This is a genomic window from Kordia sp., assembly GCF_050633145.1.
In the GTDB taxonomy this organism is placed as follows: domain Bacteria; phylum Bacteroidota; class Bacteroidia; order Flavobacteriales; family Flavobacteriaceae; genus Kordia.
Window position 1 is genome coordinate 171,631 of sequence record NZ_JBOEFY010000004.1, and the last position, 12,767, is coordinate 184,397.

The following is a 12,767-nucleotide window of genomic DNA, read 5'->3' on the forward strand; positions in this document are numbered from 1 at the left end:
AGTCGAATCCGCCGTAATTGCGGTTATACATTGTTACACCACGTTTTTTATTCCGATTTTATATTTATCCGCTGTTTTTTTATCGAAGACAACAGTCAAATGGTCTTGCATTCCGATTATTCTTCCGTCTCTAATTTCAAGAGCAGAAATCCACATTTCTTTTCCATTCTCAAATTCAATTCGAACATCTTGCGGAGAGTAATTTCGTTTGTCCTCGTTAATCAAACTCCAATAAGACCAACTGCTTTCAATTCCGCTGATTTTCATTCCGATTAATTCAGTCCATTTTTGGTTACTATTTACATTATATTTTTTAGCTCCATTTTCGATACTGAATTCAGTCAATATATTTCCTTTGCAAAATTTGACATCGTATTGGGTGTATTCAGTACCCCAAATAAAATAGAATTTCAATTTGTCAGAGGTGACCAATTCAATTCCATAATCCAACGAGTGATATTCAGTTTCATTCCACGTTGGCTCTCCATAATCTATTTCGTAATAATTTACGTCCGTAATCGACTTCCCAATTAATTCTTTAATCGGATTTTCATATTCGTCAATCTTTATTTTGAGTGCTTTTTTCAAATGTGGTGTAACGGTTTTGTGTATAATTAGTTGCGTGGTTTAAGCACTAAAGTTAGCAAAAAACACCGGTAGAAAGTCCTCGCGGATTTTCGTAAGTAGGCGAATACTAGCAACAAATTATATACAGTGTTGGCATACGTATTTTATTCTAATTTCAAATATTCTTTTCCATTTTCAATCACAAGTTTTTCAGTTGTCAATTCAATTATTTCACTAAAACTTTGTCCTCCCATTCCAATAAAAAGAATTCCAAATTTTTCTTTGTAATACACTAATTCAGGTATCGGTTGACAAGAAGTTATTGATTTCCAATCATCATTAATGGACTTTTCCTCACGAGAATAATATCCTTTTCCGTTTTTAAAACTATAAGTGATTTCATAATAGTAATCGGCTTTTTTACTCTTATTTCCTTCAGATTCAAATACGATTCCGTTTTCAATAGTAATTATAGTTTTTTTATTGTTACTAAAGCTTGTTCCGATTGTATCTGTCAAAGTTCCGTTTTTTCTTTTTCCAAGATATTTCCACTTTCCAGTCAATCTTTCTCCAATATTTTTCAACGTGTCAGAATGTTTAGTCTGAAGTTTTGTATCAATTTTTATTTCACCAAAGTCTTGTGAATAAGATTGGGTAAAAAACAATATAAATACTATTATCAAAAGTTTGTTTCTCATATGTATGCTAACGTCTAGGCTATGATTTCGTTGTGGAATCATCCGTAGAATTATTCCGTCGAAACCCAGACTTTTATTTTATAAATTAAACTTTGTTTTAACTTTCTGCCACAATGAATTATAGCCATTGTTAGGTGCAGTTTTTTTATCTCTAAACTTTTTAACCACCTCCTTAGTCGAAAGTCCCATTGCTTGCGTTGCGTTATATGCAACTAAATAATCCTTATGTTCTCTATAACCATTCAGCATTGAGTCAATTCTTTCGTCTTTGAATATTGGTAAAAGATAAAGCATGTGTATAATTTCAGTCCAATGTTTTAGTTTAGGCACTTCTGTCAGGACGATATCTGTCATTTCTTTATCTTCGGATATTTGAAAAATTGAGTGTGCTATTGAAATTTTCATTCCTTTTTTACTCTTTTTAAGTAAGTCATAAAGTTTTGGTAGTGCTTTTTTAGATTTTATATGTCCAAGTCCATTAATTTGCCAATCATCTTTTAAATCCAAATTTTCTATTAACTCGTTTTCCGCAATTTCAAGTTCTTCATTTGTCAAATTGTCAAGAAGGTCAAGAGGGACTCCGTCTTTTCTTTGAGACCAAGAGTTGGCATTCAAAAATTCCTTTCTAAATATTTCAAGTTTATTTGACAGCATTGTTAATTTCGTTCTAATTGCACCTAACGGTTTAGCTAAACTGCGTTTTAATGCTGTTTAGGTTTTGTTGGCATTTCGTTATTTTCAATTTGATGTTCGTAAAAATCTAAAGCAAACTCTTTAACATATTCAGTATGATTTTCATTATCTGCTATAGATTTCAGTAATTCTACACAATCTTCCCACTCTGATCCTTCTAATGAATTTATATGTCTATTCAATAAAAGTGTTGATGTTACAATTCCATTTTCTTTATTAAACCTTATTAATTCTGAATTATAAATCTCATAGTTAGGAGTATCAATATCTTCTATGAAATGGATAAATGAGAAATTCTCATCCATTTCAGGGTCTTGGTTTTTTAAAAATCCGAAAAGACTTTTTATTAGTCGTTTTTTTTGTGATTCAGTCAATGAGTTAGATTCAGGCAATTCATTTCTTATATCATCAAAAAAATCACTTATTTCATAGTCTTCCATTACTTCGGAAACTTTGAAATTCCCAATCCATTCAATTATTTCTTCAAATTTCATTTTTATGTTTTCTAATGAATGCCAACGGTTTGTGTATGAAAAGTAGCCGGTTTCGGAAGCATAATTTTCAATTTACTACTAATGTTTTTGCGGGCTACAATACTCATATTTGCTACTATTTCGGCTATTATTTTTATACTTTGTTATGGGCTTTTCTTATTTCATCAATCATTAGAACGGTTCATTATAATCATCATTTCTCCGATAAATTGGATAATCACTTCTTCTTTGATTTTTTTTGTTCCATTTTCTATCAAGCCATTTAAAATTTTTTAAATCATATGATACATTACAACTTTTGCATTCGTATTTTTTATCATTAATCTCCATCATCATTCCCTTACATTTAAAACAGTAATACTCCGCTTTTTCAAGGTGCCCATTTTCTTCTTGAACATTTCTTACTAATTCTGGATGTGTGTAACTTCCGACTAATTTTAAATTATCCAAACGTCTTCTAAACATTGCATCTGAACAGCAACTCCCACAACTATCACAAATGTATAATCCATTATTACAAGTTTTTGAAATACGACTATCTATAATGTTATTACATTCTCCATTAAGACAGTGATTTAAATAAATAGTCTTATTGTGTTCTGAGCAATTATCATTTACGCAATGAAACTTTGTATCACGATATAAAGCAAAATGAGATGTTTCTGTCGGATAAAGTAGTTCATCACAACTATGACAATACAATTTATCAATGAGTCTGTTGAAGGCATTTATATGTCCAATAAATTTATAATAATTACCATCAGGAATAAAATCAACTGGAGTCTCTTTTTTCTCGTCAGTATTTATATTTAAAACTCTTAAAATATCGATTAATTTGTAATACTCCCATCTTTTTTTGTTTGCATCATTTGGAATAGAGAAATTATCTGATAGATGGTCGATTTCTGCAAATTGAAAACAAGGTTGATTTGTGCACCACCAAAATTCACAATTAAGTTTATTGTGCTTTTTGTTAGATTTTCTACCTTCACAAAAACTTATACCAATTGGTTTCTCATCTCTTGAGTACTCAACAAGATGAGTGTTATTATCATAATGTTTTTTATTTCCAAGGTCAATAAAAAACCTATACCTTTTAGCGAACTCAAACACTTCACTTTCAGAACTTGAAGGAACTCCCCAATGTTTTTTGTCAGGATTCCATTTTCGACCTGTTATTTTTTTTACGTCATCCTTTAACGTTTCAAACATTGGGTTTTTCTCGAAATAAGTATAAGATCCATAATAATTATTACCCTCTCTTGGAAAGGCTGTTTCAAACTCTATAGAATAATAAAACCGTTCATTATCATTAGGGAAAGAATTCTTCTTAATATTTCCATTAGTTTTCCAATTCCAATCAGCAGTTAATCTGCCTGGGCAGTCTTCAAAATAGTTTTCTATTTTGAATTTTTTTCTACTATTGTTTTTTAGGTCTTTAAGAATTAAATCACTCTCGAATAAAAAATTGTTTTTAGTTTGATAACTTTTTATTGCTTCTATTAAGATGTGCGTTGAAATATCTAAAACAAAATCGTTATTAATTTTTTCGTTAGTTAGAAATAAATCGACATCCGCTCTTACTATTTCATCTAATTCCTTAAACGTAAAATCTATCTTTTTTGTATGTTTTAAGTAGAATAATCTCTTAAATATATAAACTTGGTCTATAGGTTTAAAATATATAAACTTCCCTTTTAAAGTATCAAAATCAAAGTTATTCGTAATATCTAAATGCCATAGCAGTAGATTGAAAAAATTGTTTTTCAATGATGAAATACCATCTGCCCATTTAGAATCTAATTCAATCAATTTTTGAATAATATTAAAAGCAGTATAGAATTCTATTCTATCCGTTATGTCTGTTTTTTGTTCTAATTTTTCATATAGAAATTCAGATATTTTTTCTTTAGAAATAATATCTGAATTTATCCATTTATGTATCTTTTTATATTTTGATTGCTCATCATCCAGATAGTCAACCAGATATTCTTTTCGTAAAATTTTTGTTGCTTTGTTTTCCCACAACTTGAACCAAATTTCATCAGTAGTTTGGTCAATTAACAGATTATCTATTTTTTCAAAATCTTCAATTGATAAAAATTCTTGACTTAATTTTAAAAACCAATTAGTTTCTTTATTTGAAATTTCATTAGATTTAGTTTCTAATAATTTAAAGAGATAATCTCCCTCTGTATAATTGTTTTTTAAAATTTTTCTTAGTTCTTCTTCTGTTAGATTCTGTGCGATAAAAAGAATATAATCTGGGGGGTAATTATCAAGCCAACCTTCAAAGAAAAGTTTTGTCTGCTCTTCTTTTGTTGTCTTCTCCTTAATTATAGTTTGAAATGTTTTTAAAAGATTATAGCCAATTTTATCATCTCCAAAATCTCCAGTTTCTATTGCCGACTTTAATTCAAAATAATAACCTAACTCATTTTCTTGCTTTACAAATTGTTCGATTAGTTCAAATATTTCTTGTGATTTTTGTTTGTCAAGTAATCCTTCAAGAATTAATATGATTTGGTCAGAATTATGAGTTTTTTCTATAGCCTTTAGTTTATCATTAATTTGAATATTTTCATTACAAAGCAATTCAACTATTTGAGTGTTTTCAATCTTATCAATATAGCCAGAAAGCCATAAATCAGTTTTAACTAGTTCTGAACTTTTATTAATTATGGTTTCGGATATGATTTTTGATAGTTCAACCTTTTGTTTTTCACTAATCTCTGTAGGGATTAATTGTTTTAAATTATTGTATTTAGATAAAATAGTTTTATCAGATATTGGAGGCAACTCATTTAATCTAACATTTATTTCATTCAAGGAATTTTTGTACAGAATTTCATTTAAGTCATCAAGAAGTCTTTCTTTTTTTGAGTTGTCTTTTACAACTTCAATGAATTTATAGGTTTCTATGATTGTATCAAAGGGTGTTTGGTTTGATATTTCTTTAATCTTTTCAATTACTATTTTATAGCAAGAATTGTCACCATCTTCATATTCTTTAATTCTTTCTAAATCATCAACTGTTAAATTTTTGACATTTTGTAAAAGTATTTTTTCTGGTATTTCATAATCTTCAAACTCGGATTTTGAAATGAAATGAAAATTTTTAGATTTCCAAATGGAAAACAAAATACCCTCTGATAAATTCTCACCAAAAAAGCGATAACACTTATCAATAAATTGAGAGGAATCTTCTATCTGTAACTGATTTATGTGTTTTGTTATTACTTGAAATAAATTATTATAATCAAATTTACCAATAGTATCTTTAATCTGTATATAAGCATCTGTAACTAATGCGAATAAGTCACTTTCACTTTTTTTATTAAAAATGTAATTTAAAGAAATTTCTACGACATTATAAGATATAAATTCATCCCTTATGTATGGATTTCCCCAACGACTTGTTCCTTTAATTTTAGTTTTAATGCTTACAGTTTGATTGTTTCCACTAAGTAATAAAATTGTAAATAAATCATCAGTATTTTTAGGGGGGTTACAGTTTTTTGCCGTTTTTTTATTCTTCTCAAAGTCAGGTTTAAAAACTACAGGTGTCTTTGGAGTTAATTCTAATGATTTATCTTGAATATTTGATTTGTGTATAAAGTATTCTCCATTGGTAGGCGTTATAATTACGCCAAAACCTTTACTTGTGTCAAACCATTTAATTATTCCAGATTCTTTCATTTTGTTTTAGCTGGTTTTTCTAATTACCTACAACGTATGTATAACAGGAATTCCTGTTATTTCTATTATAACTAAACCTTGGTTTGTATATATTAATTTAGTTAGGAAACTAAAATTAAAAGAATTTTATGTAAAGTCATACTAAAGAGCAAGATTTTTAATATTTATATCTAATGAATAGATTATATTCAACAAGCAAATAATAATTCATACTTGTTTTCTAAGTAGACCACTCAAAATTAAGTTTCACTAAACATTCGATAATGCGATATTCTGTCGGCAACTTCTAAGGTTTGCTTGCCTTCATGAGTGTTTCCTAATTCTAATAATGTGATTCCTATCATTAGTCTACCCAAAAATCCCCATTGCCAAATGGAAGTTTTGTCAACACCAGTTAATTCATGAACCCATTTACATCGTGCTAAAAGCAATTCCAGTGTATTTCCTCGTAGTAAACCATCACTCCAATCGCGCATGATGCAAATTAAATCATAAGCTTTATCAGCATACACACCGTCAGGGTCTACAAATTTATACGCGCCATTTTTGGTTTCCATAAGGTTAAAACCATGTGTATCTCCATGAGCTAACACACAATTCTCGGGATTGTATGCTTCCAATCGAGCCTGTGCATATTCAATAGCTAACTGCAAGGTTTGTTCGGAAAAAGGTTTGTTCAGTTCAATCCATTTCAGTTGAATGATTTCTCTCATTTCCAAGGCTTTTTGAGCGGCAGTTGGCAGCGGAATCATAATATCTGGTCTCACCCATGCTTTGGTAAGCACCTCACAAATTGTTACAATATGTTCGTCAATCGTTTTTGATGTTCCGCTAAGTGGTGTTCCAAGCTTTTCTAATAAAATTGCTTCTTTAGTAAAGTCTACTTCGTACAGATTTACATATCCGTTTCCTTTTGCAACTCTAAGCACCAAAGCTTCTGTCCAAATACTACTTCCTGGCAAAGCAATTTTTAATACAGCTGCTGCTCCATTCTCTCTAATTACTTCAATAATAAGGCTTGCTGTTCCTCCACTTAACACCTTTCCAAGCGTTAATTTCCATCGTTCGGCAAGTTCAGATACCTTTTGATCCAAATTGAACGATAGCACTTCTTCTTTTTCAAGTAACTGAAGTGTTTTTAGTTGCGCAATTTTTGGTAATTTGTTGAAGTAATAACCGTATTTGTCCAAAATATTTTAATTATCTTTATGAAATAACTTAATAATTTTGCTTGAATTAAGCAACTTTAATTCAAGGATATTTTATGACAATTTCTATAGAAGTTCCTGTCTTCAAGGGAGAATTTTTACAACAATGTATCGACTCCGTATTTCGTCAAACTAGTGACGCTTGGCAGTTATCGCTTGTTTGGGATGGTGGCGACCAACTTTCGCATAAAATCCTTAAAGAAATTGAAGCTACTGAGAACCCTAAAGTCAAGGTTTTTTTCAATGAAAATCAAGGAATAGCGAAAGCGAGAGCCTTCATTAGCAGTCAGAATAATGAAGCGTATATTTTGCCTTTAGATGACGATGATGAATTGGCTCCGAATGCTGTAGCACGTTTTATTGAAGCTGCAAAAGCAAATCCTTGGGCAAGTTTACTTCGCGGAAAACGCGGTTTTATCAATCAACAGAGTGAAATTGTAGAGAAAGTACAGTGGTTTCCATTTGGTCCACGAAATTATTTTAAAGGCATGGTGACAGATGTGTTTAATCAGGCGCAACCGTATTTGATTCGAAAAAGTGCCTACGATCAAACGTTGGGTTGGCGCGGATTTGATGATTTTATGCAAGCTGGTGAAGATTGCGATATTTTTCTTCAAGTAGAAGAAGTTTCACATTTTGAATTGGTTGATGATGTCTTGTATTATTATCGCATACATGATGATCGCGCTAGTAACGAATTGACTTCTGCGGCAGCTTTTGAAATGTGGAGACGACTTGCCGATGATGCTTTACAGCGAATGGAATTGCCATTGATTCGAACAAATGAAGCGCCACCATTTACATTTATTGAAAAAGAACCAATTTCCAAAACGATTGCTGATATTGAATTTATTGTGAATTATCAAAGTCCGATTGTACAACAATTGAAAGCGATTGGTATTACTGAAGAATCTATCATTGAAGTAACATCTACTATTGATTCTTGGCGAATGGAAGGTTTTAAAGCTTCTAGCAGAAAACTAGTTTGTTTTGTAAAAGATACCGTAACGATCAGCGATATTAGTTTTGTAACTGATATGCTTGAAATTTTGAATGAAACGAATGCGGATATCATCGCGCCAAGCAAAAAAACACTTGAAAAAAGATACGCAAAAAGTTCCTGGTTGCATGATGATTTTTTGTTAGTTAAAAGAGAAGTTTTATTAGCTACAACTGGATTTGACTCTGAATTTATTCCAGAAAATTTACAAGGAATCGATTTTTGCATTCAAGCACGTCGCAGGGATTTTAGCTGTTATGAAGTTGCTGTTTCAGGCATTACGTATTTAGAAGATTCTAGAAATATATTGCAAGAAAACGATCTGACTTCTTTAAAAACCAAATGGTATAGTCATTCTGCGTTGATCAGTTTTATTTAGTGTTTACTGTAAGTTTGAGTATATTATATGTAGATTAAGTTTACTTTTTTATATCAAGTATTACTGCTGCATCTTTGTAATAATACATCAACTGTTGTTCTCGCGCCACAAGTTCTCTCATACGGTATAACATTAATTCTAGATTTGATTTTGCGTACTTGTCTGTATTTACATCCTTTGAGTTAAATAATTCAAACATCTCCATTCCGGGTTTAAATGTCATTTCTTGTTGCTTATATACTCTAGATAGTACAAACAGTTTGTCATACTCAATATTCACGATAAGCGGATGCGATTTTGCAATATCCCAAGCATCATTGGCTGGTGATTTCCCCATAAAACTACCTTTGGTGAGCAATCTTTCAAAAAAGATGAATTTATCTTTTTTAAATTCCGCTATAAACGCCTCATCCACTAAAAGTTCTTTCAATTTTTCAACTATTTTTTGATGATATGGATACCATTCATTCAATATGATCAGATTGTCCTTTACTTCCGATTTGATCTTGCTTAATAGTTCTTCGGAATCTTTTTTATTCTTACCTTCTTCAATTCTTTCACTTAAATATATACCAAGCACTACACTAAATACAATTAAGATAAATTGAACTATAGTCCCTTTGATATCAATACTTTTTTTTGCCATTATTCAAATTACTTTTATCGTTGATACTATTTATATATTGGAGATGACTATGTTTGTTATTATAACCAAACTCTAATTTGTATGTAATCATTTAGTTAGAAACTAAAAGTAACAGAATTTTATATAAATCACGTGAAGAAATTTACTTTTTGACTAAAAACTTTGTCTTCTTATACATCTATATTACTCTACTTGAGCAATGAATTGAATAGTTCTGCTGGAGATGGCGCGCGCGTATAGGCTTTCATGAGTTTCGGAGTTTGCTTTTTATGATCGCTTACAAAATCAGCCAATCCTTCTAAAGTTATTTTTTGAGTTTGATCAAAATAATTTGGTTCCCAACCTTGATAATACCAAGCAATGACACGTTCGTATAAGTATGAAACCGAGCGCGCTAAATGTCCTTTGTCAAAAAGAACAACCGATTTTCCGTTCCATAGTTGAATGAGAATGGTGTGCGAAACTACATTCCAGTAAAAAGTATATTCTGCCGTGAGCAATAACGACATTACATCGTCAAAAGCTCCAAAATTGAATAAGCGAATATTTTCATTCGGAGTGTTACTCATAGATCGCAACATATTGATTAATGCACTAGGTCCTAAAAAAATGACTGTCCGATCTAAATTGGCTCCTTGTGTTAATAAATTCCATACCATCGCTACAAATTTTCCTGCGCCTAAATGCATGGTTTGCGTCTGAAAATCTACTTCAGAAATGATGAACATCCAATGCGGTTTGTCTTTCGATTGTAATGATTGAAGTTCAGATGGAATTACTAATTTTTCATTGAAGAAGCTTCTATTTTTTTCGTCCGAAGCATAGGTTTTAATTCCACTCATATCTGTATACGTAGGATATAAATGTTCATACTCACATAAGAAAGAATTTGCCGCCGCAAGTTCTGTATGTAATTTTTTATCTGCTTGTTGTTTTAAGTTTGCTAGGTTTTCATTGGCGTCTGTTGGAATATCAATTGAGATAATTTGATTCAAACCTTTTGGCGACCATTCTGATAGTAATCCTAGAAACGGATCGGCAGTTACGACTTTTACGCTTTGATCGGTTGCTGCTTTACACACTCGCTCAAGCGCTTCACTCGTTAATAAGTTGTGTACAGGAATTAAATATCCAGCGGCGAAGACCAATATATCGGGCTGATCGTTTTGTATCGTTTCTAATAAACCTTCTTCTGTTGACCAAAGTTCAACCTGACCTGGCAAGACATTTTGATTTTTCTCGTAGAGTCTGGAAGTCAGTAGTATTTTGGATTGACTAAAATAGTTCTGTCCTAAAACCAAATATAATATTGTGGTTAATTCGCCATAATCATTGTCTAGAACGAACAATACTTTTGGAAATGAATTTGCTTTGTTTTCTGTATTTGAACAGGTTATTTGAGTTAATTCTTGTAACCAACTTTTCATTGCTTTGGATACATCTGATGCTGCATCATCCCAATTTTCTACCATAAATATTTAGTTCGTTTTGTCCATATTTTTACGCCAGTATACCGCAGACCAATCTATGGCTACGATTTCATCTGTAATGTTATTTACTTCTCTGAATTCGTCTATTGCTTGCTTGCAAGGCGCTGCGCAATGATAATCATCCACAATAATGAAACCGCCGTCTGAAAGTTTCGCATATAAATGTTTTAGTGCATCCATGGTAGATTCGTAGAGATCACCATCTAGTCGAATGATTGCCAATTGTTCAATAGGTGCTTTGGGTAAGGTTTCTGAAAACCATCCTTCTAAAAATTTTACTTTGTCATCAAGCAGTCCAAATCGTTTGAAGTTTTCGCGAACTTCATCAGCCGTTACAGCTAAGGTTTTCCACATCGATAGATCAAACTTTTTATCGGCTGGATATTGTTTTTTATCTGGTTTGGGCATTCCTGAGAATGAATCGGCTACCCAAACAGCTCGTTTTTGATCGCCATAACTTTTTAAGAGTGCGCGCATGAATATTGTGCAACCGCCTCTCCAAACACCTGTTTCGATTAAATCGCCCGGAATATTTTCTTGCAATACTATTTTTGTACAGTATTCAACATTATTTAAACGTTCTTTTCCAGCCATTGTGAGTGCTTTGGCTGGCCAATCTAAACCGAATTCTCGATTTTCGGGAGTAGAAAGTTTAAAGAATTCTTTTATCCGCAGAATAATTCGCGCCAAGCTTATGAGTGGTTTTGAGATTCTGACTTCAAAGGCAGTTCCGTCACTAGCGCCCCATAATTGATAGGTTAAAGAGTCTTTCAGTAAGTTTAAATATGCATCCGTATTATTTATGGAAGATGTAATTATAACATCGGTTTCTTTAGCACCAGATTCATGACGTCTTAGTTCTGTTGCGCTACGATACGATTTTGAAGCACCAACGGAATCACCACATTGACGTTGTAAATCGCCCAATTTCTGATATAGCGCAGATTCTCTTGGACTTGCAGTTATAGCTTCAATACACGCGTGTATTTCTAGTTTTAATGATTCTTTCTCTTTCATTTGAAAAGAGTGGTTGGTTGGTTAGATTGTTAAGTAGTGTCTGGTTGAAAACACAGTACTAAAATTACAATAAAAAAGTGGGAAATGTATGTTGGATTATAGAAATTATTGCGCTTTGGAGAAAGCCAAGCTGAAGGTTTTATATTCAAAAACTAATGGACATATTTACTCCATCTCTATTAGGAAATTTTTCTTTGATTTTTGTTTGATACCTCTTTTGGGGTATCCTTAAAAACACCTCTTTCGTATGATGTTTTACGCTTTAAAATACCGCAATTTTGTCCTGTTCTTAATTTATAATGCGCATTAAAATTACAACAAGGCGGTATCTGAAAAGCCTATTTTAAACAGAGTAAGAAACATAAAATCAATTTAGTTATGTCTAATAGTACACAAATAGTAAACCTTAAAGGAAGCGGTTATGCATTAATTTCAATTACAGGATTAACAAATGCAACTTATAAGCAACATGTAGCAGCATTTATTAATGCTAATGATGGACCAAGTTCTCAAGAATTTTCAGGATCAGGAGAAGGTAAACCTATGAAACAACATTATTCACAGGTTGTTCAATTACCTGCATCAGTCGAATTTGATTTCAAATTTTCAAAAGATGGTGGAGCTACATTAGAACCAGCAAGTAGATCTCAACAAACAGAAGAATTTATGGCGCCAGGTATTTCAGTATATAAAATATCTTCTGAAGACGCTCAAGATAATGATTATAATGACACTATTATGCAGATGTCTGTAGCACTTGTTGGATCATAAATATTCATTCCCCCAAAATAATAGCAAGAAAAGTTGCTCTGTCAATTTAAGAGCAACTTTCTTTTCACAAAAAAGCTATAATATTTTATATATTTACTCACAAAA

At 31.6% G+C, this 12,767-nt stretch carries 11 protein-coding genes; 2 read left to right on the forward strand and 9 right to left on the reverse strand.

The features are described from left to right. Window positions 1–33 precede the first annotated feature (33 nt). The 6 genes from ACRBBL_RS02985 to ACRBBL_RS03010 all read right to left on the reverse strand — a co-directional run bounded on the left by ACRBBL_RS02985 (window position 34) and on the right by ACRBBL_RS03010 (window position 7,341). Window positions 34–588 (reverse strand): hypothetical protein, encoded by a 555-nt coding sequence (locus tag ACRBBL_RS02985; RefSeq protein WP_431367557.1) that lies wholly within the window; start codon window positions 586–588, stop codon window positions 34–36. Window positions 589–731: 143 nt separating this feature from the next. Continuing rightward, window positions 732–1,151 carry a hypothetical protein gene (locus ACRBBL_RS02990; protein ID WP_431367558.1) on the reverse strand — a complete coding sequence of 140 codons (420 nt, stop codon included), beginning with the start codon at window positions 1,149–1,151 and terminating at the stop codon, window positions 732–734. Between the two features lie 192 nt (window positions 1,152–1,343). Beyond that, window positions 1,344–1,919 carry a hypothetical protein gene (locus ACRBBL_RS02995; RefSeq protein ID WP_431367559.1) on the reverse strand — a complete coding sequence of 192 codons (576 nt, stop codon included), beginning with the start codon at window positions 1,917–1,919 and terminating at the stop codon, window positions 1,344–1,346. Window positions 1,920–1,966: 47 nt separating this feature from the next. Continuing rightward, on the reverse strand, window positions 1,967–2,452 hold the full coding sequence (locus ACRBBL_RS03000) for a hypothetical protein (RefSeq protein ID WP_431367560.1): 486 nt from the start codon (window positions 2,450–2,452) through the stop codon (window positions 1,967–1,969). 171 nt (window positions 2,453–2,623) lie between these two features. After that, complete coding sequence (locus tag ACRBBL_RS03005) at window positions 2,624–6,151, reverse strand: cold shock domain-containing protein (RefSeq protein ID WP_431367561.1); 3,528 nt, start codon at window positions 6,149–6,151, stop codon at window positions 2,624–2,626. 239 nt (window positions 6,152–6,390) lie between these two features. Beyond that, window positions 6,391–7,341: an aminoglycoside phosphotransferase family protein gene (locus tag ACRBBL_RS03010; RefSeq protein ID WP_431367562.1), complete on the reverse strand. Its 951-nt coding sequence runs from the start codon at window positions 7,339–7,341 to the stop codon at window positions 6,391–6,393. 74 nt (window positions 7,342–7,415) lie between these two features. On the opposite strand from ACRBBL_RS03010, the gene ACRBBL_RS03015 reads away from it, so the two are divergent. Then, the gene (locus ACRBBL_RS03015; RefSeq protein WP_431367563.1) at window positions 7,416–8,738 is read left to right on the forward strand and encodes a glycosyltransferase; all 1,323 of its coding nucleotides are present in this window, start codon (window positions 7,416–7,418) and stop codon (window positions 8,736–8,738) included. A 40-nt stretch (window positions 8,739–8,778) separates the two neighbouring features. Here ACRBBL_RS03015 and ACRBBL_RS03020 read toward each other — a convergent pair whose 3' ends face one another. The 3 genes from ACRBBL_RS03020 to ACRBBL_RS03030 form a co-directional block, all read right to left on the reverse strand. Then, entirely contained in the window at window positions 8,779–9,384 is a 606-nt protein-coding gene (locus ACRBBL_RS03020) for a hypothetical protein (protein WP_431367564.1), read from the reverse strand. A 188-nt stretch (window positions 9,385–9,572) separates the two neighbouring features. Beyond that, window positions 9,573–10,856, reverse strand: a complete 1,284-nt coding sequence (locus ACRBBL_RS03025) for a hypothetical protein (RefSeq protein WP_431367565.1) — start codon at window positions 10,854–10,856, stop codon at window positions 9,573–9,575. 6 nt (window positions 10,857–10,862) lie between these two features. Next, a complete protein-coding gene (locus tag ACRBBL_RS03030; RefSeq protein WP_431367566.1) occupies window positions 10,863–11,891 on the reverse strand; it encodes a TylF/MycF/NovP-related O-methyltransferase in 1,029 nt (342 codons plus the stop codon). A gap of 378 nt (window positions 11,892–12,269) precedes the next feature. Here ACRBBL_RS03030 and ACRBBL_RS03035 point away from each other — a divergent pair, with 378 nt between their 5' ends. Further along, the gene (locus tag ACRBBL_RS03035) at window positions 12,270–12,662 is read left to right on the forward strand and encodes a fucose-binding lectin II (RefSeq protein WP_431367567.1); all 393 of its coding nucleotides are present in this window, start codon (window positions 12,270–12,272) and stop codon (window positions 12,660–12,662) included. Window positions 12,663–12,767 lie beyond the last annotated feature (105 nt).